The 23,568-nt window shown below is 60.5% G+C and carries 19 protein-coding genes and 3 pseudogenes; 11 read left to right on the top strand and 11 right to left on the bottom strand.

From position 1 onward, the window contains the following. Positions 1-198 precede the first annotated feature (198 nt). The 6 genes from AC1D2R_RS28050 (at position 199) to AC1D2R_RS28025 (ending at position 8,605) form a co-directional block, all read left to right on the top strand. Positions 199-1,281, top strand: a complete 1,083-nt coding sequence (locus AC1D2R_RS28050) for an acyltransferase family protein (RefSeq protein ID WP_477972563.1) — start codon at positions 199-201, stop codon at positions 1,279-1,281. A gap of 3 nt (positions 1,282-1,284) precedes the next feature. After that, a complete protein-coding gene (gene exoK, locus AC1D2R_RS28045) occupies positions 1,285-2,079 on the top strand; it encodes an endo-1,3-1,4-beta-glycanase ExoK (RefSeq protein WP_477972562.1) in 795 nt (264 codons plus the stop codon). Between the two features lie 1,238 nt (positions 2,080-3,317). Beyond that, positions 3,318-4,316, top strand: a complete 999-nt coding sequence (locus AC1D2R_RS28040) for a glycosyltransferase family 2 protein (protein ID WP_477972611.1) — start codon at positions 3,318-3,320, stop codon at positions 4,314-4,316. Continuing rightward, positions 4,313-5,239 carry a glycosyltransferase family 2 protein gene (locus tag AC1D2R_RS28035; RefSeq protein ID WP_477972560.1) on the top strand — a complete coding sequence of 309 codons (927 nt, stop codon included), beginning with the start codon at positions 4,313-4,315 and terminating at the stop codon, positions 5,237-5,239. Before AC1D2R_RS28040 ends, AC1D2R_RS28035 begins: the two co-directional genes overlap by 4 nt. After that, the gene (locus AC1D2R_RS28030; protein WP_477972558.1) at positions 5,236-6,243 is read left to right on the top strand and encodes a glycosyltransferase family 2 protein; all 1,008 of its coding nucleotides are present in this window, start codon (positions 5,236-5,238) and stop codon (positions 6,241-6,243) included. Before AC1D2R_RS28035 ends, AC1D2R_RS28030 begins: the two co-directional genes overlap by 4 nt. A gap of 4 nt (positions 6,244-6,247) precedes the next feature. After that, a complete protein-coding gene (locus AC1D2R_RS28025) occupies positions 6,248-8,605 on the top strand; it encodes a polysaccharide biosynthesis tyrosine autokinase (protein ID WP_477972556.1) in 2,358 nt (785 codons plus the stop codon). Here the strand turns inward: AC1D2R_RS28025 and AC1D2R_RS28020 are convergent, their stop codons facing one another. Beyond that, a complete protein-coding gene (locus AC1D2R_RS28020; RefSeq protein ID WP_477972555.1) occupies positions 8,606-9,343 on the bottom strand; it encodes a metallophosphoesterase family protein in 738 nt (245 codons plus the stop codon). It lies immediately after the preceding gene. A gap of 196 nt (positions 9,344-9,539) precedes the next feature. Between AC1D2R_RS28020 and AC1D2R_RS28015 the strand changes: the two genes are divergently transcribed. After that, positions 9,540-10,646 carry a monooxygenase gene (locus AC1D2R_RS28015; protein ID WP_477972554.1) on the top strand — a complete coding sequence of 369 codons (1,107 nt, stop codon included), beginning with the start codon at positions 9,540-9,542 and terminating at the stop codon, positions 10,644-10,646. 4 nt (positions 10,647-10,650) lie between these two features. Here the strand turns inward: AC1D2R_RS28015 and AC1D2R_RS28010 are convergent, their stop codons facing one another. After that, the gene (locus AC1D2R_RS28010; protein ID WP_477972552.1) at positions 10,651-11,115 is read right to left on the bottom strand and encodes an RrF2 family transcriptional regulator; all 465 of its coding nucleotides are present in this window, start codon (positions 11,113-11,115) and stop codon (positions 10,651-10,653) included. A 198-nt stretch (positions 11,116-11,313) separates the two neighbouring features. Between AC1D2R_RS28010 and AC1D2R_RS28005 the strand changes: the two are divergent. Together AC1D2R_RS28005 and AC1D2R_RS28000 are read left to right on the top strand one after the other, a co-directional pair. Then, positions 11,314-11,442: pseudogene (locus tag AC1D2R_RS28005) on the top strand (helix-turn-helix domain-containing protein); the annotation flags it as partial. A gap of 162 nt (positions 11,443-11,604) precedes the next feature. Next, positions 11,605-12,244: pseudogene (locus AC1D2R_RS28000) on the top strand (substrate binding domain-containing protein). 319 nt (positions 12,245-12,563) lie between these two features. Here the strand turns inward: AC1D2R_RS28000 and AC1D2R_RS27995 are convergent. Further along, a complete protein-coding gene (locus AC1D2R_RS27995; protein WP_477972550.1) occupies positions 12,564-12,767 on the bottom strand; it encodes a hypothetical protein in 204 nt (67 codons plus the stop codon). Between the two features lie 79 nt (positions 12,768-12,846). Further along, on the bottom strand, positions 12,847-14,898 hold the full coding sequence (locus AC1D2R_RS27990; protein ID WP_477972548.1) for an NAD(+) synthase: 2,052 nt from the start codon (positions 14,896-14,898) through the stop codon (positions 12,847-12,849). A 271-nt stretch (positions 14,899-15,169) separates the two neighbouring features. Between AC1D2R_RS27990 and AC1D2R_RS27985 the strand changes: the two genes are divergently transcribed. Both AC1D2R_RS27985 and AC1D2R_RS27980 read left to right on the top strand, forming a co-directional pair. After that, positions 15,170-16,267 (top strand): Rossmann-fold NAD(P)-binding domain-containing protein, encoded by a 1,098-nt coding sequence (locus AC1D2R_RS27985; RefSeq protein ID WP_477972546.1) that lies wholly within the window; start codon positions 15,170-15,172, stop codon positions 16,265-16,267. A 347-nt stretch (positions 16,268-16,614) separates the two neighbouring features. Next, positions 16,615-17,646, top strand: coding sequence for a porin (locus tag AC1D2R_RS27980; RefSeq protein ID WP_477972544.1), 1,032 nt, complete (start codon positions 16,615-16,617; stop codon positions 17,644-17,646). Positions 17,647-17,809: 163 nt separating this feature from the next. Here AC1D2R_RS27980 and AC1D2R_RS27975 read toward each other — a convergent pair whose 3' ends face one another. From AC1D2R_RS27975 to tnpB, 7 genes and pseudogenes are all read right to left on the bottom strand, one after another. Continuing rightward, positions 17,810-18,283, bottom strand: coding sequence for an RrF2 family transcriptional regulator (locus AC1D2R_RS27975; protein WP_477972542.1), 474 nt, complete (start codon positions 18,281-18,283; stop codon positions 17,810-17,812). Positions 18,284-18,460: 177 nt separating this feature from the next. Continuing rightward, positions 18,461-19,489 carry a CorA family divalent cation transporter gene (locus AC1D2R_RS27970; RefSeq protein WP_477972540.1) on the bottom strand — a complete coding sequence of 343 codons (1,029 nt, stop codon included), beginning with the start codon at positions 19,487-19,489 and terminating at the stop codon, positions 18,461-18,463. Positions 19,490-19,783: 294 nt separating this feature from the next. Continuing rightward, positions 19,784-20,161 carry a response regulator transcription factor gene (locus tag AC1D2R_RS27965; protein WP_477972538.1) on the bottom strand — a complete coding sequence of 126 codons (378 nt, stop codon included), beginning with the start codon at positions 20,159-20,161 and terminating at the stop codon, positions 19,784-19,786. Between the two features lie 87 nt (positions 20,162-20,248). After that, a complete protein-coding gene (locus AC1D2R_RS27960; protein ID WP_477972536.1) occupies positions 20,249-20,881 on the bottom strand; it encodes a response regulator transcription factor in 633 nt (210 codons plus the stop codon). Continuing rightward, positions 20,881-22,770 carry a sensor histidine kinase gene (locus AC1D2R_RS27955; RefSeq protein WP_477972534.1) on the bottom strand — a complete coding sequence of 630 codons (1,890 nt, stop codon included), beginning with the start codon at positions 22,768-22,770 and terminating at the stop codon, positions 20,881-20,883. The genes AC1D2R_RS27960 and AC1D2R_RS27955 overlap by 1 nt, the downstream gene beginning before the upstream one ends. Before the next feature lie 140 nt (positions 22,771-22,910). Continuing rightward, on the bottom strand, positions 22,911-23,321 hold the full coding sequence (locus AC1D2R_RS27950) for a hypothetical protein (protein WP_477972612.1): 411 nt from the start codon (positions 23,319-23,321) through the stop codon (positions 22,911-22,913). 13 nt (positions 23,322-23,334) lie between these two features. Beyond that, positions 23,335-23,535 (bottom strand): annotated as a pseudogene (gene tnpB, locus AC1D2R_RS27945) (IS66 family insertion sequence element accessory protein TnpB); the annotation flags it as partial. Positions 23,536-23,568 lie beyond the last annotated feature (33 nt).

Below are 23,568 nucleotides of genomic sequence, written 5' to 3'. Positions count from 1 at the left end.
GGGCCGGGATCGTTTCAAAGCGGGACCGACGATCACTTTTTGCTGCGGTGCCATATTTTCTTCCGTGAATTAGCCCTAGCTTCTGGGCTGCGGGCTCGAGTCTGCTCTGATTGAAACGGTCGCAAGGGGAGGTGCGGCCCAAAAGGGGTGACTGATAACGTGAATGTTGATGCCAACGTATCCTCACGGATCAACCTGATGCGGATCGTGCTCATTTCGGGCATTGTGTTCGTTCATATACCATTCGATGTCGCGAGCAGTCCGTTCAATGGGACCTACGGTACCTTTGACTGGATCAGGGTGTTTCTGACGGAAGCGCTGTTTCGAGTCGGCGTGCCATGCCTTAGCGTGATCTCCGGCTATCTGCTGTTTCGCGGCGGACTGGAGAACTTCAGCTATCTGAAAACCGTCCGCACGAAATCGCAGACGGTTCTCTTGCCATTCCTGCTTTGGAACTGTGCGTTTTTTCTGGTGGTCCTTGTCGCGCTCGGCATGGATCTCGGCAATGGCTACGTACCGGATCCCTGGCACGCATCCGCCCGCGATCTGATGACGCAACTGTTTGCAGTAGAGGATTTCCCGGTCAATGTTCCGCTCTATTTCCTGCGCGATCTTTTCGCCTGCGTCCTGCTGTCGCCTGTCCTGGCGTGGCTTATCCTTCGTGTGCCCCTGCTCACACTATCAGTCTTGCTGGTGCTGGCGTTGATCCCGGAGATGCCGCTCTATGTGGTTCTCAAACGCTCGATCCTCTTCAGCTTCAGCCTCGGCATCTATATTGGCCTCTACAAGGTTGATCTGAAGGCGCTCGATCGCTTCGCGCCGGTCGGCGGGGCGCTTTTGATTGCCAGCTCGGCGCTTCTGGCAACGGCGATCTACACCACGGGACCGGTCATGCCGGACTGGGTGCAGCTGTTCCGAAACACGCTGGCGATCGCCGGCGCGCTCGGCTTCTGGCTGCTCTCGGCGCCGCTGATCAAAACGCAGATCGGCCAACGCCTATCGAAAACCGGGAGCCTCAGTTTCTGGATCTTCTGCGCTCACTACCCGCTCCTGATCCTCCTCTGGATCGTCTGGGGCAAGACGGGCGCAACCAACTATCCATTGTTCTTTGTGCTCTCGCTGGCTCTGCTGTTTCCATTCCTGACCCTCACCAACAGCCTCTGCCGCAAAGCGGCCCCGCGCCTATACGCGGTGCTGACGGGCGGGCGCACCAGGAAACAGCCCGAACGCCCCGTATCCGCCAAGAACATCTCCTCCGAACTCATCTCACAGCAAAGGTGACACATGACGACAAAAATCGCCCATGCGCGAAAACCTTGCCCGACCCTCAGCCTGTTCGGCGCCCTGTTGCTCGGCGCCTCGTCAGCGATTGCCCAGCAGGCCGGCAGCACCTCTTTCGTCGAAAACTTCGACAAGCTCGACCGCGGCATTTGGTACATATCCGACGGCTGGAACAATGGCGCGCATCAGAACTGCACATGGTCGAAGAACCAGGTGAAGGTCGATGGAGGATCGCTTCGACTGTCATTTGCGGACGGAAAATCCAAGGATCGCAACTATCTCTGCGGCGAGATCCAGACCAAGAAACGCTACGGATATGGAACCTATGAAGCGCGCATGAAGGCCGGCACGGGCTCGGGCCTGAACTCCGCATTCTTCACCTACATCGGCCCCGCCGACAAACAGCAGCAGGACGAGATCGACTTCGAGGTTCTGGGCAAGAACGCCAGCCAGGTACAGGTCAATCAGTACGTCAAGGCGAAGGGCGGCAACGAAAAGCTCGTTCCCATCGGCAGCAGGGCCGACGGGGAATTCAACGATTACGCCTTCGTCTGGGAGCCGGGCCGGCTGCGCTATTACCTGAACGGCAAGCTCGTCCAGGATGTCACCGACCCATCGAAGATACCGAGCAGCCCGCAGAAGATCTTCTTCAGCCTCTGGGGTTCCGACACGTTGACCGACTGGATGGGCCACTTTGCCTATACAAAGCCGACGACGCTTGAGGTCGAGCGCGTTGCCTACACGGCCGTCGGCGACAAATGCCAGTTTCCCGAATCGGTTGCGTGCGCGCTCAACTAATCGAAGCCATCAGCTCGTAAGGAATATTGATGCTCAAAGTCCTCTATCTCGTGCACGATCTGGCCGACCCCGCCGTCCGGCGCCGGGTGCTGATGCTGCGCGAGGGCGGTGCCGACGTGGTGCTCGCCGGCTTCCGACGGGGAGAAAACCGCCTGGCCGAGGTGCATGGGGTGACGCCGATCGAACTCGGGCGCACAGCCGACGCAAAATTCCCCCAGCGCATGGCAGCCGTCGCAAAGGCGATGGCAGCACTCAAGACCCTGCTGAATGGCGTCGACAAGCCCGACGTCATCATCGGGCGCAATCTCGAGGCACTGGCAGTCGCACATCGGGCCAACAAGCTTTTCGGGGGCAACGTCCCTGTTGTCTACGAGTGCCTCGACATTCACCGCCTTCTGTCGCGCGACGATATCGTCGGCCAGGCGATGCGCCGAGCCGAGGCGTATTTCGGCCAGGACGCCAAACTCGTGATCACAAGTTCGCCCGCATTTGTCGAAAACCACTTCGCCAGGCGTTCCGGCATCCGCGCAGCCAGCCTTCTCGTCGAAAACAAGGTCATCGCGCTCGATGAAGCCACGATCACCCAGTCGATCGCCCGCCCGCTCCGACAACCCGGCCAACCCTGGAAAATCGGCTGGTACGGCGCCCTTCGCTGCCGCAAGTCGCTTGGCCTGCTCGCCGCCTTCTCTCGCCGCTTGGAGGGTCGCGTAGAGATCGTGCTGCGCGGTCGCCCTGCCTATTCAGAATTCGAGAATTTCGACGCCTTCGTCCGCGACGAACCCTATGTCAGCTTCGAAGGTCCCTATCGCAACCCGGAGGATCTGCAGGCGATCTACGACGATGTCGATTTCGCCTGGGCGATCGATTTCTTCGAAGAAGGCCTCAATTCGAGCTGGCTGCTGCCCAACCGGCTGTACGAGGGTTGCCTCTACGGCACAGTCCCGGTCGCGCTCGAGGGTACGCAGACCGCGCGCTTCCTGAGCGAAAGGGGCATCGGCCTTGTTCTGCCAGAGGCAAGCCCATCGGGGCTGGAAGCACTGTTCGAAGGCCTGACGGGAGAGCAATACCGCGCCTTGAGCGAGGCCGTTGCTGCCCACGACCGTAAAACCTGGCTCGCCGACCGCAGCGACTGCGAAGCGCTCGTGGCAAGCCTTTCCCGTCTTGTTCCGGCTTTCGCAGATCAGCGTGAAGCCGAAACAACCAGTCTCCAAACAATATCTCAAGAAGGGTGGACCACCATGAAGCCTGATGTTTGTAAAAGCGTCTCCAGTCTCATCATCATCCCCTGCCTGAACGAAGAGAAACATATCGAGCCCCTGCTTGCAAAGCTGAGCAAGGAGATCGACCACATGAACGCGACGATCGTCGTCGCCGATGGCGGCAGCAAGGATGCAACGCGCGAGATCGTGGCCCGCGTCAGCACCACCGATCCGCGCACCCTCCTGCTGGACAATCCGCGTCGGATTCAGAGCGCCGCCGTCAATCTGGCCGTTGCAACCTTCGGCCGCGATCATGACTACATGATCCGCATTGACGCGCACGGCGACTACCCCGACGACTACTGCCGAAAACTGGTTGAGGAGGCTGTGTCGACGCAGGCCGATTCCGTCGTCGTGGCAATGGAGACGGTCGGCTTCGGTACATTCCAGAAGGCGACGGCAGTCGCCCAGAACTCGAAATTGGGCAACGGCGGCTCCAAGCACCGCGAGGGTGCCGAGGGCCACTGGACCAACCATGGCCATCATGCCTTGATGCGCATCGCGGCCTTCGATGCCGTCGGCGGTTACGACGAGACCTTCAGCCACAACGAGGATGCAGAACTCGACTACCGCCTGAAGAAGGCCGGCTTTGGCATCTGGATGACCGACAAGACCCGGATGGTCTATTATCCGCGCGCGAGCGTCGGCAAACTCTTTCGCCAATATCTCGGCTACGGCCGCGGCCGGGCAAAAAACATCCTGAAGCACGGCAGCATGCCCAATCTGCGTCAGATGCTACCTCTTCTCGTCGTACCGGTTTTCATCGGCGCCTTCCTCGCCGTGTTGAACTGGGCGGCAGTCATCCCCTTCAGCCTCTGGGCGGTTGCCTGCGTCGGCTACGGCTTCTGGATGGCCGTCGGGCAGCGCAATCCCTACGGGCCGCTGGCAGCGCTCTCCGCCATGGTCATGCACTTTGCCTGGTCGGCCGGCTTCTGGATGGAGCTTCTGAGCTTTCGCGGACGAAAGGTCTCCCAATGATCAAAGACAGATCCATCCAGATCGATATCGGCATTTGCACCTATCGCCGCGCTTCACTTGATGAAGCGCTGCTTTCGCTTGCGGTCCTTGCAGTTCCGGCGGACACGAAACTGCGCATCATCGTCGCCGATAACGACAAGGTGGCAACCGCGAGAGAACGCGTCGATGCGCTGCGTCCCACGATTCCGCACGAGATCGCCTACGTCCATTGCCCGGCCGCAAACATTTCGATCGCCCGCAATGCCTGCCTCGACAACGCCACCGGCGATTTCCTGGCATTCATCGACGACGACGAGGATGCCAGCGAGGAATGGCTGATCGAGCTCCTCGCCACAGCCGAGACCACCAGGGCGGATGCCGTCCTCGGCCCTGTTCGCAGCGTCTATTCGTCGACCGCCCCTGACTGGATGCGTGAGGGTGATTTCCACTCGACGCTACCGGTCTGGGTCGACGGCGAGATTCGCACCGGCTACACCTGCAATGTCCTTTTGCGCCTTGCCTCCCCACCTGTCGCCGGCCGCCGCTTCAACCTCGCGCTCGGGCGCACCGGCGGCGAGGACACGGAGTTCTTCAGCCATATGCATGGCGACGGCGGCAAGATCGCATTTGCCGAGAAAGCCTATGTCTACGAGCCGGTGACGGAAAGCCGCGCCGGTCTGGGCTGGCTCGCCAAGCGCCGCTTCCGCTTCGGACAGACGCATGGGCGACTGCTCCAGGAGAAGAGCCCGGGCTTCACCCGGCTAAGGCAGCTCGGCCTTGCCTCGGCAAAAGCGCTGTTCTGCTATGCGGCCGCCATCGGCTGCATTTTCTCGACTGTTCCGCGCTATCGCTATGCGCTTCGCGGCGTCATGCACTCAGGCGTCGTCAGCGGCCTGCTGGGGGTCCGAGAAATCCGTCAGTACGGAACGGCGGAGGCTGTATGACGCAAACCCAGCCGGACGTCAGTTTCATCATTGCCGCCTACAACGCGGCCGGGACGCTTGCCAAGGCGATCGACAGCGCCCTTGCCCAGCGCGGCGTGTCGGTCGAGGTGATCGTGGCTGATGATTGCTCGACGGACGAAACGAGAGCGGTGGCGGAGAGTTATGGCGCACACAATGTCCGCCTGTTGGTGCTTTCGCGCAACGGCGGCCCCTCCGTCGCTCGCAACACAGCGATTGCGAACGCCAGCGGCCGCTGGCTTGCGGTTCTCGATTCCGACGATACGGTGGAGCCGGACAGGCTGCAGCGCATGATCGCGCGTGCCGAGAAAGCCGGAGCGCAGATCGCGGTCGACAACCTGCGTGTCGTCAGAACCGATGGCACGCCGCCTGAAACGATGTTCGCCGAGCGATCGCTGTCGCAGACCCCGGAGCTGACGCTGCCGGCGTTCATTCGCTCCAACGCCCTTTTTCAAACCACGCATAATTTCGGCTATCTCAAACCAATCTTTCAGCGCGCCTTCATCGACAAACATGCACTTCGCTTCAACGAAGCCTTGAAGATCGGCGAGGACTATCTGTTCCTGGCGGCGGCAATGGCACTCGGCGGACGCTGCGTCATGGAGCCGGTCGCCGGCTACGACTATCATATCCGGGACGGTTCCATTTCACGCGTTCTCGCCCTTCATCACATCGATGCCATGATCGAAGGCGATAAGGCCTTCCTTCGAAATCACACGCTGGATGCAGAGGCGGCGGCCGCGCAGGAATTCAGGACACGAAGCCTGCGCCGGGGACATGCGTTCCTCGTCCTCGTTCAGAACATCAAAGACAGGTCGGTCTTCGGAGCGATCAGAACAGCCTGGGGCAACCCGTCGGCGGTGGCGCATCTCAGCATGCCAATCGCCGCACGGATGAGACGCGTGATCGCGCCGCTCCGCAAACTGATTGGCCAGCAGGCCGACCTCACAGCCATCGATGGCGCGACCCGCTCCCGCAAAGGATAGAGCCATGAACCAACGGAACATCACCTTGCACAGCACTCTTCCCAAAGCGGCCGACGACTCCGATTCCTTCATCGACATCGACCGCCTGATCGCAATCGTGATACGCCGCGCCGGCTCGGTTGCGCTGTGCGTGGGCGCAATGGTGGCGCTTGCACTGGTCTTTCTGCTGTTCTCCACGGCCCAGTACACCTCGATGACACAGATTCTGCTCGATGACAGCATGACGAAATATGCGCAGGACGCGCCTCCTGTGGCGAATTCCCAGCAGGTGGACATGCAGATGGCCAGCGCTGTCGAAATCCTGAAATCGAACGAGCTGGCACTGCGTGTCGTCGACGCGGAGCAGCTGCAGGACAACGGTACGATCCTCGATCCGCCACTATCGCCCGTCGCTCTCGTCAAGTCGGGCGTCAAGCTGATCGCTAGCGCGCTGCTTCCGGGCAGGCCGCCGGCCAAGGAGGACGATGCCCGCAACGGACGCCGCCAGAAGGCAGCCGCCCTGCTGCAGGACGCCCTGACGGTGTCCCGCGTCAACCGCAGCGCGGTTCTTGCCGTTTCCTTCCGCTCCACCGACCGGCTTCTCGCCGCGCGCATCACCAAGGCCTATGCCACGGCCTACCTCAGCGATCAGCTGAACGCCAACTTCGACGCAACGGAAAGCGCTTCCGTCTGGCTCCAGCAGCGTCTGACCGATCTCAGGGAACGCTCGCAGCAGGCGGCGCTTGATGTTGCCAAGTTCAAGTCCGATAATGGCCTGACATCGGCCAACGGAGAACTGATGTCGGAGCAGCAGCTCGCCGACCTCAACAAGCAGTTGATCGTCGCCCAGGCAGATAGCGCCAGCGCGTCGGCCCGCTACAACCAGTTCAAGTCCATCGTCGAACTCGGGCCTGATAGTGCGGTCAACAACGCCGCCATCTCGTCCGGCCAGACCGACAAGACGGTCATCCAGGACTTGCGCACGCGCTACATCTCGGTCAGCAAGCGTGAGCAGGAGGTATCGACCAACTTCGGCGAGGACCACCCGCAAGCGGTCGCATTGCGCAACGAAAAGCAGGACTTGACGCGCCAGATCTACCAGGAGTTGCAGCAGCTGACGTCGAGCTACCGCAACGAGTTCGAAGTCGCCCGGTCTCGTGAGGCATCGCTGCGCCAGAACATCGAGCACCTGACGGGCAAGAACTCCGAGTCCGACAGGTCTGTGGTCCGGCTGAACGATCTGGAACAGCGCGCCGCCGCGCTGAAAAGGCTCTACGAGTCCTACCTCGGCAAGTACGAGGAAGCCTCGCAGCAGCAATCTTTCCCGATCGCCAAGGCGCGCGTGATCTCCGAAGCCGGCGTGCCGGTCTCGCCGTCCAGTCCGAAAAAGACGATGACGCTCGGACTTGCCATCGTGCTCGGCCTCATGGCCGGCGGCGCGCTGACGGCATTTCAGGAGTTTCGTGAGCGCTTCTTCCGCGTGGAGGGCGATGTCCGCACGATCCTCGGCCTGAAGTTCCTCGGCTATCTGCCGCTGGTCGGCAAGGGACCCCGGGAAAAGAAGATCTTCCGCCCTCGCACCCAGCCGGCAGCCCAGCCGGCCGATCCCGCCCCAGACAGCGGTGCGACGTTCCAGCGCATCATGCGTGTCGTCCTTGAGGCACCGCGTTCTGTCTTCGCGGAGACCCTGCGCAATGCCAAGCTTGCAAGCGATGTGATGTTCCAGGGCAAATCCGACCGCGTCATCGGTGTGGTCTCCGCAATGCCGGGCGAAGGCAAGTCGACCACGGCGGCAAACTTCGCCGCCCTACTCGCCTCGAGCGGCAAGCGAACGCTTCTGATCGACGCCGACCTTCGCAACCCGGGCCTGACGCGCATGCTGAAGACGCCGCCGCAGTACGGTCTCGTTGAGGCCGTTCTTGGTGACGTTCCTTGGGCGAGTGCGGTCAAGGTTGATCCGGTAACGAAGCTTGCCATCCTGCCGGTTCTGCCGAACGATCACCTCATGCACACCAGCGAGCTTCTGGCCTCGCAGGGCATGTTCAACCTCATGGAAAATGCCCGCAAGATGTTCGACTACATCGTGGTCGACCTTGCGCCGCTCGGTCCGGTCATCGATGCCAAGGCGTTCGCCTCGCAGGTAGACGGTTTCCTGTTCGTCGCGGAATGGGGTTCGACGCCGACCAATGTCGTGCGCGACATCCTCAATGCCGAGCCCCAGATCAAGTCGAAGATTCTGGGCGTGATCCTCAACAAGACCGATATGACCGAACTCGGCAAGTTCACCAATTTCGGCGGTGCCGAGCGCTATCGCCAGAAATATGTGAGCTACTATACCGACGAAACGCCGAAGGTACGCGAGCCGGCGGACGCCGGCGCCTGATCAGGTCGAGAAGAGATGCACGCGCCCTTGCCACAACCGCGCCACGGTCAGCCTGTCGCTGTGGAAGGCGCCGGTATCGATATTCAGCCTGGTCGGCTTCGTCTCGGGTCGATCGACGGGCGTATGGCCATGAACGATCAGTTTCGGCAGCGGCACCAGGCTTTCGAAGAAGCGGTGGCGGATGTAGACCAGGTCGTCATCGTTCTGATTTTCGATGGACCGCAGCGGATCGATGCCTGCATGCACGAAGAGCACGTCGGGCGTATCGACTAGGATCGGCAGTGAGCGCAGGAATTCGATGTGCGGCTTGGGCAGCGATTGCCGGATGAACGCGTCAAGCTTGGTCGCCGCTGGAAAGATCAGCGGTAGTTGCTCTACATCCAGTCCGTAGGAGCGAAGCAGCGCATCCGCCCCCATCGGCATCCAGTCGGAAAAGGAAATCCGTCCGTCGACATAGTCGAGCATGACGATCTCATGGTTTCCCGTCAGGCAGATGCGGTCGAAATGCTCTGGCGGGGGTGCCATGAGGTGCGAGATGACCTGCGCCGACGATGGGCCACGGTCAACGTAGTCGCCGAGCGTGATCATCAGTTTGCGGCCCGGCAACCGCGAGGCATCATCGACGATTGCCTGCTCTGCTTGTTGCAGCAGATCAAACCTGCCGTGTATGTCGCCGATCGCATAGATCGGCATGTCGCCGGGATCGAGTGTAAGCCGCTTGCGGCCGGCCGATGGCATATGGGACCTTACCCTCCACTACATGTTCAGCCGCCGGGACGAGCCCGACAGGCAAGAAAACCATAACTACCCCGCTCTTTGCCACAATCAAGCGTGTAATAAAATTTCAGTAGTGCCTGCATTTCTGGAAAAACACGCCTTATCATCGCACCTTCGATCGATCACTCCTATAGCTGTCATAAAATGAGAGCAGCCGATGGGAACCGTATCGCAGTTTCACGACAGTACAAGGCCTGCAGCGCGGCGGATAGGAAGCGAAGAAGAAGCGATTGCAACTGCGCGCAGCCTTTCTGCAGCCTTCGCCGTTCAATCGAGTGAGCGCGATATCAACCGTATTCTTCCCCATGCCGAGCTAGATGCCCTGTCGCAATCCGGGCTGACCGCAATTACGGTCCCGCCCGAACATGAAGGCCTCGACGTCGCCAATGCGCTTCTTGGCGAGATCGTCGCGATCATTGCCGAAGGCGATTCGTCGATAGCGGAATGCCTCGAGCTTCACTTTCGCGTGCTGGAACAGCTTCGCGTTCAGCCGAGCGAGGAGCTGAAGAGCATCCTCTTTGCCCGTGCGCTCGCCGGCGAACGGTTCGCAACTGCGAGCTTTGCCGCACCCGGCGCAATCGCCGCCTCCGGCCTTGGCTACCGGCTGGATGGCAGGAGCGCGCCCTCGTCCGGCATTCTGTTTGCCGACTGGGTCGCCGTCGACGGCAATGCCACGGAAGGGGCTGGGATCACGCTCTACCTGCCGCGCGAAACCGAGGGTCTGCAATTCGTTGACGATTGGGATGGCTTCGGACAGCGAACCAATGGTACCGGCACGCTCATCGCAAGCCAAGTTCCGCTAGCGTCAGGCTCCGCAGTGATCGGCCCGCAGCGCGATCCCTCGACCGCCTCGGCACTGGGCGCATTGTTGCACGCCGGCACCGACCTCGGCATCGCCCGCGCGGCGCTCGCAAACCTTCACGGAGCGCCATATACGTCCCATGTCGGCAAGCTTGCCGTCGATGTCGAAACTGCCGCAGCCCTTATTGAGCGCGCCGGCGGCAAGCTGGACTTCGCGCAGGTCAATCCCTCCGCGCGATCGATCGAAATTGCCTTCTTTTCCGCGTCCGCCGCAATGATCACTGCAAGCGCTGCAGCCGTGGAAACCGCCAACGCGCTGTTCGAGCTATCCGGGAGCAACACGACAAGCATCGGCCGGAACCTTGACCGGCACTGGCGCAATGCTCGCTTGCGCGGGGTAGGTACGGAAGCGGACGATCTTTACCGGAAGGCGGCTGCCCACCACTTTGGCGGGAGCCGCTGATGGTTCACTTCGCGGCTGACATCGGTAGGGTTTCGTCGGCCTCGTCGAGCTTGTTGCCGGAAGCAACGAACTGCTCAAGCGTCATGTTGTCAAGAATATCGGCTATCGCGTCCCTTACCTCTGTCATCGAGCGCCGGACCTGACAGGTTTCGGGGTCGGAACAGTCGTCGCAAGCCTCGAACGCCGTGCGGCTGGCGCAGCGGATCGGCGCCAACGGTCCATCGAGCGTGCGGATGACGTGACCGATGCGGATTTCAGAGGCCGCGCGAGATAGGGAGTAGCCGCCCCCGGGACCTTTCTTCGATCGAAGGATGCCGACGTTGCGCAGTTCCAGCAGGATCGTGTCCAGGAACTTCTTCGGAATGTTGTTGCGTGCGGCAACGTCATTGATGAAGGCCGTTTCGCCTGGCGCAAGCCGCGCGAGATCCACCAGTGCCTTCAGGCCGTATTTCCCTTTTTTCGTCAGCATTTTCGATCGCCTTGCAGCCCCTAAGTTTCCGTCCCCTATCAATCAGCAAATAGCGCCAAAACCATGGACAGACAACTAATAGCTAGCATTTATATAGTTTATGTTCACGTTTAGCCCGACGATCGGAATTTCTGATCTTGCTTGCGGTTGGCTGGCGCAATAATTTTCCCCTCTATTCAAGCAGGCATTGAAATTGACATGGAAACTCTGAGCAATCTTGAGTCTTTCGTCCGCAGTGCCGAGCTTGGCGGGTTCTCGGCTGCAGCCCGACGGCTGGCGCTGACGCCCGCGGCGGTGAGCCGCAATGTCGCGACGCTCGAAACGAATCTCGGCGTGCGCCTCTTTCAACGCAGTACGCGCAAACTCACATTGACCGAGGCCGGCGAACGCTTTCTCCTCGCGATCGGCAACAATCTCGAAAACCTGCAGGATGCGATAGCCTCTGTCACGACGGATCGTGGCGAACCTTCCGGCTTGCTCAGGGTCAGCATGAGCCCGACGATCGGCATCGGCTACCTGCTCCCCCTGCTTCCCGAGTTTCTGCGGCGGTACCCGCTCATTCGCCCGGAATGGATGTTCGAGAACCGCCAGGTCGACTTGATAGCAGAAGGATACGACGCTGCCGTCGGCGGCGGCTTTGAATTGACCCCGGGGCGTGATCGCACGCGCGCTCGCCCCGGCGCATCTCGTCGCGGTCGCCTCGCCCGGCTACATGCAGCACCGGCTTCCGCCATTCAATCCGTCAGGGCTTGCTGCGCTGGACGGGATCGTCATGCGATCAAGCAGTACCGGCCGGATCCGCCAGTGGATCATGCGCAATTCCGCAGGCGACGACATGCCTGCAGAACTGCCGGAGAGGATCGTCGTCAACGATCCCGCCGCCATGCGCGCCGCCGCCATGCACGGCCTCGGCGTCGCACTGATCGCGCTGCCTGATGCGTTGCCCTATCTGGAGACCGGCGAACTGCTCCGCCTGGTCCCGCACTGGTATGCCGATGCCGGACCCATATCGGTCTACTATGCCAACCGCACGCTGCTTCCCGCAAAGACCCGAGCCTTTGTCGACTTCATCACGGAACGCTTTCAGAAAGACGGGCTGGCGCAGCGCTTCGCCGGGAGCCTCGGCTGATCCGCACAAACTGCGCCGGCCCCACCGCGTTTACCGCCGTATGGTCGTGGCCGCCTCACCTGAAGGATCGGCGAGGGTGGGATTTGGACCGCCGCTTGTCCAGACGCCGAACGCGAGTGCCACCATTCCTGTCACGAAGACCATGGCGCCGATCACTGCCCAAACAGAAGCCTCCGACCCTCGCTGAGCATGTGCTCTTCTTCTGCCCCGTAGTCGATCTTCCTCTCGACGGCTCGCTCGTTCGCGCCGTCATCGTCTTCACTCATGCTCCAATCTCCAGCGATGGAAAAGCCGATCTTACTCGGTCCGTTTAATGAGGTCAGATCAGCGGGTCGCGTCCCTCCGCAAAGCTTCGGTTCAACTCGTCGGCGATGTCTCGCGCGTCTTCCTTGGCGAGACCGATGAAATCCCTTCCGTCGGTCGCCGCGGGAAGCAACGTCAGCATGTCGACGACGGTCCAGCGACCCGTCGCCTCCGGGCGGATTTCATAACGGGGAAGATCCTCGGAACATTCGCGTATCATCGGCAGGTTCCTCCTGAGCTCCTTGGTAGACTATCTGCGGCAAAGGCTCTTTTCGGCAAGGACAGGCGTGACGATCCTGTCAGTTATCGCCGTCAGGCACGTTTGCCTTCAGCTCCTTGATCCAGATCCGGGCATTTCCATCGGAGGGAGCCCGCCAGTCCCCGCGTGGCGAAAGCGAGCCGCCGGAGGTGACCTTTGGCCCATTTGGCGACGCGGACCGTTTGAACTGGCTGATCGTGAAGAAGCGGAACAGGAACACTTCCATCCAGTGCTTGATGGCAGGAAGATCGAAGCTCCGGCGCTTGTCGTCGGGAAAATGCGGAGGCCACTCCCCCGCGTCAGCGTCTTTCCACGCAATGTATGCAAGGAAGGCGACCTTCGACGGACGCAGCCCGAAGCGCGTCGTATAATAGAGCGAAAAGTCGTGCAGATCATAAGGGCCGATCTTGTCCTCGGTGCTCTGCATGACGCCATTCTCATCGGCGGGGACGAGTTCCGGCGAGATCAAGGTGCCGAGAATGCGCTCCAGGGTCCCCTTCGTCTCTCCGTCGAAATCGCCGGTGCGGATAACCCAGCGGATCAGATGCTGGATCAGCGTCTTCGGCACCGAGGCGTTGACGTTGTAGTGGCTCATCTGGTCGCCGACGCCGTAGGTGGACCACCCAAGGCCGATCTCCGACAAATCTCCCGTACCGAGTACAAGCGCGTTGCGCTGGTTGGCGGCCCGGAACAGGAAGTCGGTTCGCAACCCTGCCTGCACGTTTTCGAAGGTCGTGTCGTAGACCGGTTTGCCGCCGGCAAATGGGTGCTTCAAATCCCTCAGCAGTTGTAGGGCAAGCGGCCGTATATCCACCTCCTCGGCGGTGACGCCCATGCTCCGCATCAGCGCCCAGGCATTCGCCTTCGTCTCGTTGCCGGTCGCAAATCCCGGCATCGTGAAGCAAAGAATGTCGGTGTGTGGCCAGCCCAGGCGATCAAAAGCCCGCGCCGCGACAAGCAACGCATGGGTCGAATCGAGCCCGCCCGAAATGCCCAGGCAAAGCCGCTTGATCCCTGTCGTGCGCAGCCGCTTCATCAGGCCCTGCACCTGGATGTTGAAGGTCTCGTAGCAGTCCTGATCAAGCCTGCTCTCGTCGGCGGGAACGAACGGAAAGCGCGCAATGTCGCGCTGAAGGCCTATATCACCCTCCGGCTTGGCGAACTGGAACGAGACCCGCCGGAATTCGCGGTCGGCGGTCAGATTGAGCGTCGCCGCGTCGTTGAACGTACCCGTTCTCAACCGCTCCAGCCGCAGGCGTTCGACGTCGATATCGGCAACGCACATCTGCGAGGAGGTCGGAAAACGCTCCGTCTCCCCCAGCAGGCCGCCGAGCTCGTAGACGCAGGCCTGGCCGTCCCATGCCAGATCGGTCGTCGATTCACCAGGTCCAGCGGCCGAATAGATATAGGCCGAGAGGCTGCGCGCCGACTGCGCCGAGCATAGCAGCTTGCGGATGTCGGCCTTGCCGACGGTGACGTTGCTTGCCGAAAGATTGGCAAGGATCAGCGCACCGGCCAGCGCGCCGAAATCGCTTGGCGGCGCCGGCGCCCAAAGGTCCTCGCAGATCTCGATATGAAACACGAAATCCTCGATATTTTCCGCTGCAAAGATCACATCCGTGCCGAAAGGAACGACCTCGGCGCCGACACGGATACTCTTTCCGCGAACGTTCCGCCCCGACGCAAACCAACGTTTTTCGTAGAATTCCCGATAGTTCGGCAGATGCATCTTCGGAACGACGCCGAGAATCCGGCCCGCGTGAACTGCGACAGCGCAGTTATAAAGGCGGCCTTCGCTCTGCAGCGGGGCACCAACGAGCAGCACCGGCGTCAGATCCCGGCTGGCCCGAACAATTTCGGCGATGGCGGCGTCAACCGATTTCAGCAACGCATCCTGCCCCAGCAGATCGTCGATCGAATAGCCTGAAATACCGAGCTCCGGAAACACCATCAGGCCTACGCCCTGCGCGTGGCCCTGACGGGCAAGCTCCAGTGTGGCGTTCGCATTGAAATCCGGGTCGCCAATCTCGCAGATCGGCGTGCAAGCCGCAACGCGGACAAATCCCTGATCATAAGCTGAATAGAAATTCACAAATGCCTCCAGCTGCCAAGCGCTTCGACACCAACCATTACATCCAAATGCGCCGGCGCAAAACCGGATCTCGCTTCAAGATGGCGTTTCGAACACGGTGGTCGATGAGAGCTTTCGGACAGTCTTTTCCAGCAGAAGCTTACCTGAAGTTAAAGCCTTGAAAAACATGCCGTGGCTGTCGGCGAAAAATTGCTAAATCGTCATAAAACTATGGGACAGACATCCTATATCGCTCCCGCGCCCCTTCGAATGCCCTCTGACAGAGCGATGAATGTCCAACCTTGCCCACGCCCATGCAGGACTGCTTCGGGAAACCTATCCCGGTGAGCGCCGCGTTGGGTTGACGCCGGAGGATGTGGGCCGGTTGTCGCAGTGCATGGCGGTCAGCTTCGAGCCGGGCTGTGGAACCGCGGCTGGCCATGACGACGAAGCCTATGTCGCCGCCGGCGGACGGCCTGCCGGTCTCGGCGACATCGCGGCAAGGTGCGAAATCATAGTGAGCGTCCGACAATCGCAGGCCGCTGCCACATTCCGCAAGGCTGCCGTCCTTGTCTTCCTCGGAACACATGCCGCATCTGCGGACGGCTTGCGTGCTGATGGCGAACCGCTGGAACTCGATCTTGCCAGGCTTGAGGGCCTGCATGACGCAGGCTGCATGGATGCGGCGACGACACAGGCGACGATCAGCGGACACGCAGCCGTCTTGGAAGGCGCCCGCCAACTCGGCGTCGGACACCCGATGCTGATGATCGACGGAAGCTTCGTCCGGCCGATCAGGATGGCAGCTGTCGGCGCCGACGCGGCAAGCCTTCAGGCGATCGCCACCGCACGGCGGCTGGGCGCACTCACCCACGCGTTCGCATTCACCGACGAGGAACGGCACAAGATAGAAAAGCTCGGGGCAAAGTGCCTTGCAACATTCCCAGCCTTCGTTCCGGCGGGCCGGGGGCAGTCACCGGCCGAACAGGCAGCGCTCCGTCGGCAACTGGCCGGCCATCTGGCTCAGACGCAGCTGATCGTCACAAGCGTCGGCGATTCCATCCGGCCAGCGCCGCTTCTCCTCGATGAGGAGACAGTATCGACGTTGGCAGCGGGAACGGTCGTGATCGACCTCGCCGCGTCGAGAGGAGGTAATTGCTCCCTGACGAGAGCCGAGCAAGTCGTGACGGCAAGCGGTGTTCGCATACTCGGATCGACCACTTTCGCCAGCCATGAAGCTAAAGAGGCCAGTCGGTTGCTTGGCAAAGGCGTTCGGGCTGTGCTGGAACGCCTGATCGGAGACGACAGGCGCCTTCGGCTGGATCGCCACGATCCGATCATCGATCGGTTGCTCGGCTGGCAGGCAACGGGAGCCCGAATCGCCTCGTAACCAGTTCCCTCCGAAAGCCCGCGGGCCATCGAAATGCTGCGACGCGGCATCGATGGAAGGCGACAGATGCGGCGATAATGCATTGAGAATGGCTGGCTTTTTGCCCTTCTCTTGATGCGCCTTGTTGCGTGAAAGGCAACAGTTGCCATTCTGCAACACCAAGATTTTGCATTGCAAAATACCCCGATTATGACTGCATCTATAATTGATACATTAAGGCCAAAATGTAATTTGGCGGCGCGGGAAACACCACGTCTCCCGTGAGCGCTTGTATGAAAATTGGGGTAGGTAGGGCAGTTTTCGGCAATGATGACCTGTGCCCGATCCACAAACGATTGGACAAAACTATGAATATTAAAATTATGCTCATCAGCTCCGCAGCGGCTCTCAGCGCCATCTCCGGCGCTCACGCAGCGGATGCCATTGTCGCTGCTGAGCCGGAAGCGGTCGAGTATGTCCGCGTCTGCGATGCCTACGGCACCGGCTACTTCTACATTCCGGGCACTGAGACCTGCCTGAAGATCAACGGCTACATTCGTGTCCAGGTCAACGGTGGTCCGAACGCTGTCACCGGCGGCGCATCAACCGCCGGCACGTCTGACTGGGATGCCGTCACCCGCGGCCAGCTTCAGTTCACGGCCAAGAGCGACACCGAATACGGTGCGCTGACGGGCGTTATCGTTCTACAGACGAATGCCGACAATGCGAGCGCGCAGATCTCGAAGCTCGACTCCGCTTACATTGACATCGCCGGCTTCCGCGCCGGTCTGTTCTACAGCTGGTGGGACGATGGCCTCTCGGGCGAAACCGATGACATCGGCAGCAAGGTAACCCTGCACAACTCGTTCCGTTATCAGTACGAGACCGACAGCTTCTACGCTGGCCTCAGCGCCGACGAGCTGGAAGACGGCTACCACGCCGCCGGAGAAAAGCCGAACAACATCGGCATCGCCGCCGCTGTCGGCGGCAAGGCCGGCGCATTCACCTACCAGGTCACTGCCGGTTACGACACGGACAACGAGGAAGGCGCCGTCCGCGCTATGGGTACGGTTGCTATCGGCCCGGGTACGCTCGGCCTCGCAGGCGTCTATTCCAGCGGTCCGAACTCCTACTACCAGGCAGCTGAATGGGCGATCGCTGCGGAATACGCGATCAAGGCAACTGACAAGCTGAAGATCACTCCCGGCGTTCAGTACTACGGCAACTACGGCATCGTCGCAGGCGACTTCAACGACAACAACGATGCCTGGAAGGTCGGTTTGACGGTTGACTACCAGTTCGTCGACAATTTCTACGCCAAGGCGACCGTAAATTATCTGGATCCGGACCAGGGCTCAGAGGTCACGAGCGGCTTCTTCCGCCTCCAGCGCGCGTTCTAATCGACAGTCGAGGGCCGCTCGATGCCAAGCGCTGCTCCCCATGGGGCCGGCRCAAGGCTACGGCGGCGCTCGAGCACAATGTTTCTGATCAGATTGACCTCCGATCAGTTAGGGGGGTGGCTTGGGTTCCCTGCCGGACCGCCCCTCTTTTGCCATGACCGGCTTACTCGGCAGCGTGACGCCCATCGACCGCGGCGGCGTTGTGTTTCTCCAAGTCGAGACGGCGAAGTTCGGCAACGCTGTCTTCTATGGTAACCGATCCGAGCATGTCGACGACGGCCTTCTCCGCCCGATCGCAGAGATATTCTGACAGATCGCCGATATTCTGGCCCACGAGACCCTCGTGCGGAATCTCGTGCCGCGTGGCCCAGAGCTTCTTGTCGCCCGTGACGGATGAATAAATCTCGCTCAGCAGAATCTCATTGCGCGGGCGCGCCAGGCGAATACCGCCATTGCCACCGGCCGAAGCGGCCAGAATGCCGCTTTCGCTCAAAGGCAGAAGCAATTTCCGGACGAAGCTTGCATTGGTGTCGAGCCCCTTCGCAAGAGACTGGCTGGTCGTGCGGACATCAGCCTCCTCGTTTACCGCGACGCTTATGACAATCTGCATCGCGGTCGAAAAGCGAGTATCGATCATGCCTATCCCGGCCTTACTTTAACGCGATCCATCGGCGCGTCGCGCCCAACGGGTCTGTGACATCTGCATATGCAGATATTTCCGCTTAAATTCGGTTGTCAAGAAAGGCGAACTAAAATCACGGTTGCCTGATGGAAGAAATACTCGTAACGCGGACGCCGTTGCCTTCCTAGTCAGCTACAGCCAGCCGATTCGCCGCAGGGCCCACAGCGTCGCGATCGAGGTGATTGTCACGAACGCAACGATGACGACGAATGCCCAGGTGTCGTTGACACCGGGTATCCCGCCCACGTTCATTCCGAAGAGCCCTGCCACGACGCTTGGCGGCAGAAGCAGGGCGGCGAGTGCCGCCAGCCGGTTTGAATTGCGTGCGATGCGCTCGCTGATCACCGTGGAAAGGTCGTCATGGAGGATGCCCGTCCGGTCGCGTATGGCGTCGAGATACTCGATGAAGCGCATAAGTTTGTCGATCACCTCGCGCAGCCGCAGCTTGTCCCTCTCGATAAGCCACGGCGCGTCGTCATGTTCTATCCTGTTCAAGGCGTCGCGCTGCGGCGCCAGATAGCGGCGAAGCTGCACCGAGCGGCGCCTCAGCAGTTTCAGCCGTTCCCGCACTTGGCTCGCGTCCCCATGAAAGATCATCTCATCGAGCTCATCGACCTCTTCATCCATCGAATCGAGGACCGGCTCGAGGTCCCGCACCAGCTTTTCGCCGATCAGAGCCAACAGGTCGCCGGTGCGCTGCGGCCCCTTGCCTTTGTCGAACGCCGACCGAATGTCGCGCAACGCCGTGATGTAGTGACCACTGTCGCGGAGCGACACGACCCGGTTGCCATCGACCCAGAGATGAAGCGGCACAAGATCGATATCGGGGTGCGGCTCATCGGCTTCGTCGGGCGACGTGGCGCACACGCCCCGCAGAATGATCAGCAATCCGGCATCGACAGGCTCGACGCGTGGCCGCGTCTCTTCCTCAAGCAGTGCGTCGGCCACGAAGGGGTCGAAGCGCCCTTGCTTGTTCACCCATTCAGCGGCAGCCGGATGATCGCGCTCGAAATGCAACCATATCGCACCGTCCTCCGGCTTCCACGCGCATACACCTGCCATGTCGATCTGTCTGCCACCGCCATGGCCGTCCAGCAACAGCGCAAAACGAAGTCCTGGCTCCGCACCATAGCTTGCCGTCGAGGTATTGATCGCCTTCATTGGGGCCCGCCTGACAGTATCAACGCGCAAGAAACACAGACACCGGATCGAATATCTGCAACGATTCTAGCAGTTTGCGCGCAGGGCGCAACAGCATTGCGCCTTTCTCGGAGCCTCGTCCCGAAACGCGGAGCGGAACCGGCCGGCGGCGCATTTCGGCACAGCGCCGCTGGGGCCCGTACCGGGTGAACAGTGAAGCACGAGGCAAACACCAGCGCCTCGGCCGTCGGACGCCATCGTCTAAGCCATTCCTTGCTCAGCCTCCCCAGCAGTACTGCAGTCTCTCCGTTTTTGTCAGCTTCCCAATCCGAGCGCCTTGTTGATCGCCATGACGAGCACGGCTCCCGCGAAGGGCTTTCGCAGATAGGCGATGCACCCTGCACGCTCTGCCTCCGTTCTCAGTCGGTCGTCTTCGAGCGCCGTGATGAAAATCACCGGCAGGTTCACCGCGGCGTTTTTCAGTCTGCGCTGCAATTCGATGCCGCTCATGCCACCGAGATCGATGTCCAGGACAAGGCAGTCGATCGCCACCCCCGGATCGCGAACGAGGAAGGCTTGCGCGGATGCATACTCGACGGCCGCGAACCCGTAGGCGTTGACCAGTCGGCCGACGCTTCGACGTAGGCTTGCGTCATCGTCGATGACTGCGATCGTGCGGCGCAGGTCGCCCACCTTAGGTCCCCCGTGAATTCGTGGTTCCTTGCCACAGTAGGCCTGGTAGGTTTCGATTGATATTGTCCTAAGGGGAAGGTCGCCCGATCAAATCCCAGGCGGTAGTGTGCCCCGGTCAGTGAGATCGATACTTGCGGCTATAGACACCGCCTCGGCCAGCGACCGTACGCCGAGCTTCTCCATCACCCGATGACGGTGCACCTTGACCGTTCGCTCCGATATGCCAAGTGCGTGAGCGATCTGTTTGTTGAGCTGGCCCCGAATGATTAACTTAAAGACTTCGGTCTCGCGCACGCTCAAGCTTGCGACCAACGTGCGCTGTTCATGAAGACGCTCATGCTCGACCCGTCGCCTTTCATATTGAGCCAACGCTCGCTCTATCGTCTCTATCAGCACCGCCGCCGAGGTGGGCTTTTCCAGGAAATCTTTTGCGCCCGCCTTCATTGCCTCGACTCCAGCCTTGATGTCCCCCTCTCCCGTTAGGAAAACGATCGGCATGAGAGGTGCCAGCTCGGACAGCCGTTGTTGAAGTTGGAGTCCAGATAGGCCGGGCATCAGCAAGTCGAGAAGAACGCAGCCGGGCTCGCAATCGGGAAGGCGGTCGAGAAACTGGTCTGCAGATTCATAGGCTTCGACTTTGAGGCCATAGGCGGTGAGCAACCTTGCAGTCGCTGTTCGGTAGGATCTGTCGTCGTCGACGACATGGATGACCGGTTTCATCAGCCTCGCTCCCCGCGTCGGGCGAGAGGCAGCACCATGCGAAAGATGGCGCCGCCTTCGGGCTGGTTGTCCGCAGAGATGGTGCCGCCATAGGTCTCGACAATGGCGCGCGCGATGGAAAGGCCCAGCCCGGTTCCTGCCTGCTTGGTGGTATAGAACGGCTCAAATATGCTGGACAGGCGCTCCTCCGGTATACCGTTGCCAGTGTCGGCCACACAGAGTTCAGCCTTCTCCTTCTCAAATCCTGTCGCGAACGTCAGGATTCTCCTGTGAGAGGCGGCGTCATTCATGGCGTCCATCGCATTGGTCGCAAGATTGAGGACGACCTGCTGCACATGAACTTTGTCTGCCCGTACCAGCAGCGCGGTCGTCGGCCGATTTGTCGTGAGCGTAATCCCTCTGCGTTCTGCCTCGCCGTGAATGATATGGACCGCGCTGGACGTAACGTCGTTCAGGTCGAATTCCTGCCAATCGATCTCGCTTCTCTTCTTGAGCAGCCCTCTCATCCGGCCAATGATATCCCCGGCACGTTGGTCGTCCTCCTGGATGTCGAGTAGTATCTGCTGAATCAACTCCAGATCTGGCTTCGCGCCTCGAAGCAGTTGGGACGCCGCCTCGGCATTGTTTCGAATGGCAGATAGCGGCTGGTTCAGTTCGTGGGCGATCGACGACGACAGGGCCCCAGCCGTTGCCGACTGGTTGAGGTGGACAGCTTCGAGCAGGTGAAGCCGTGACCGGCTCTCTGCATCCTGACGGCGACGTCGCTCGAGCAGGAGGAGTGCGATCACACCGGCCTGCGTCAAGACAACACCAAATGCTCCCGTCACTGCCAACCAGTGTTGGTCCCACAGGCTCTTTTCTCGGTACATCTGGATGGTACCCTGAGGCAGGTTCTTCTCCGCCAGGCCCCAACGTCGGAGTTCTCGGGCATCTGCGATATATGTCTGGGGTGCCTGAAGATCTGCCACCTGCTTGCCGGCGATCGCATCGAGGACAAGATCGCCAACGGTCCTGCCCAAGGTGTCGAAGGTGACGGTATTTCCGCCGACGACGCCGTAGTCGATATAGGTTTGATAGGGACCATAGATAGGGGCGCTGGCGGTTGCCGCGATTTGCCTCAGCGCTTCCCGCGGGATAAAATTGCGCCCTGCTCCATCCTTAAAAATTGTCAATGCCAGGATGATGCTGTCCGATGGGACATCCGACACCCGTTCAATGAATTCGTCGATCGACAGACCTTCAAGATACGTCGTTTCATATGATTTGGAAAACTCGCTGAGATCGGCGCGCGCCGTCGCCAGCCATCCCTTGTCGAAGTCCGACGATCCGCCGATGATATAGAGGTGACGAGCGTTGGGCTGGAGATCGCGAGCCATTTCAGCCGTCTTCAGAATATCGAACGTCGTGAACGCCCCGGTTACGTCGTCAGGCAGGTCTATGTTCTCGGCGGTGGAGTTGCCGAAGCCGGCGGCGATTATTTTGGCGGTGGGCGCGATCAAGTTGCGGTTCTCCGAGACGAAGCTGGCAGACTCCTTGCCCAATGCGACGACCACATCGGGACGATGGGCGGCGTATTTGTCGGCGAGATATCGGGCCATGCGTGCCACATGCTCGGCCTCGGGGAACCTCGACAGATCCAGGAACTCCGAAAACAGGTCGATCTTGCCATCCGTCGTTTCCAGCAAACGCTTTCGCAACGCTTCTCCAGCCGCCGTCGTTGCGGCGATCCTCTCATCATAAGGATAGAGAACGAGTATTCGAGGGACGCGACCAATCTCGGTCGACGCGCCGAATGCGAAGGCATAGGGTCTAAAGACCCCTATTGAGAGCAGCAGCACCAACCAGGCGGCGCGATGCAATCGACCCGACCAATGGCATCCCGAGCTCATCAGCCTCCCCCCGACGATGACTGATTATACCAGTTCCTTGTAGCGGCGTCACTTGTTCAAAGCTACTACTAACGATTGTCGTAGACTGACATTCAAGCACCTCCGGATCGGGTGTACGGCACGAATAGATGACCGCGGGGCTACGGAATGACATTGACTGCACGCGCGGCAACGAGGACGAGTGTGAGGAGCGAAATGGCACTTTCGAGCATCATGAGCACCTTCGCACGTGGGGTGAGCGGCAGCACGTCGGCAGGACTGAAGGCAGTTGCCGTATTGAATGCCAGTGCCAGATAATCAATGTAGAGCGGCCGCCAATCGGGCGATGCGAATTCGGGAGCCGACGCCTGAGGAAAGAGCCAGTCGGGTCTCCTTGCTATCCCACGTGCGATGCGCGACGGACCACCGGCATCGACCTGCCAGTAGAGCAGCGAAAAGGTGAGAACGTTGGTGACCCAGATGGTGAAGGACGACGTCAGCAGCGATACCGCGCGCGTCTCCGGTGGGTGCAGGGTGATGATCCCGATCATGTCTCCAAGTTCCGCCGCCACCATTCTCCTCGAGAATTTTTGAATAGAGACATACTCCGCTGCCATCCCACCAGACAATGCGGATCCGGTCTGCTCGTTTCGAGCGGAATACATGAAGCGCACCACTGAACGGGTCGAGGCCGCCATCCCGTACCAAAACCATCAGCGATGCCGGCCCCTTGCGGAAGTCGACCGGCTGACAGGACACGTAAACCACGACACCGGAGGCGATCATGCCTCACGCACCGCTTTGACGATGCCGCTCAGT

The sequence above is a fragment of the Rhizobium sp. P1_C7 genome (assembly GCF_056406295.1).
This window is presented reverse-complemented; position numbering and strand designations above follow the sequence as displayed.

Coding starts and splice junctions, on each gene's coding strand:
- AC1D2R_RS27975 (WP_477972542.1), bottom strand. CDS start 18,283: ATGATCGATACTCGCTTTTCGACCGCGATGCAGATTGTCATAAGCGTC.
- AC1D2R_RS28040 (WP_477972611.1), top strand. CDS start 3,318: ATGAAGCCTGATGTTTGTAAAAGCGTCTCCAGTCTCATCATCATCCCC.
- AC1D2R_RS27985 (WP_477972546.1), top strand. CDS start 15,170: ATGTCCAACCTTGCCCACGCCCATGCAGGACTGCTTCGGGAAACCTAT.
- AC1D2R_RS28050 (WP_477972563.1), top strand. CDS start 199: ATGCGGATCGTGCTCATTTCGGGCATTGTGTTCGTTCATATACCATTC.
- AC1D2R_RS28015 (WP_477972554.1), top strand. CDS start 9,540: ATGGGAACCGTATCGCAGTTTCACGACAGTACAAGGCCTGCAGCGCGG.
- AC1D2R_RS28020 (WP_477972555.1), bottom strand. CDS start 9,343: ATGCCATCGGCCGGCCGCAAGCGGCTTACACTCGATCCCGGCGACATG.
- AC1D2R_RS27980 (WP_477972544.1), top strand. CDS start 16,615: ATGAATATTAAAATTATGCTCATCAGCTCCGCAGCGGCTCTCAGCGCC.
- AC1D2R_RS28030 (WP_477972558.1), top strand. CDS start 5,236: ATGACGCAAACCCAGCCGGACGTCAGTTTCATCATTGCCGCCTACAAC.
- AC1D2R_RS27955 (WP_477972534.1), bottom strand. CDS start 22,770: ATGAGCTCGGGATGCCATTGGTCGGGTCGATTGCATCGCGCCGCCTGG.
- AC1D2R_RS27970 (WP_477972540.1), bottom strand. CDS start 19,489: ATGAAGGCGATCAATACCTCGACGGCAAGCTATGGTGCGGAGCCAGGA.
- AC1D2R_RS28035 (WP_477972560.1), top strand. CDS start 4,313: ATGATCAAAGACAGATCCATCCAGATCGATATCGGCATTTGCACCTAT.
- AC1D2R_RS27960 (WP_477972536.1), bottom strand. CDS start 20,881: ATGAAACCGGTCATCCATGTCGTCGACGACGACAGATCCTACCGAACA.
- AC1D2R_RS28010 (WP_477972552.1), bottom strand. CDS start 11,115: ATGCTGACGAAAAAAGGGAAATACGGCCTGAAGGCACTGGTGGATCTC.
- AC1D2R_RS28025 (WP_477972556.1), top strand. CDS start 6,248: ATGAACCAACGGAACATCACCTTGCACAGCACTCTTCCCAAAGCGGCC.
- exoK (WP_477972562.1), top strand. CDS start 1,285: ATGACGACAAAAATCGCCCATGCGCGAAAACCTTGCCCGACCCTCAGC.
- AC1D2R_RS27995 (WP_477972550.1), bottom strand. CDS start 12,767: ATGATACGCGAATGTTCCGAGGATCTTCCCCGTTATGAAATCCGCCCG.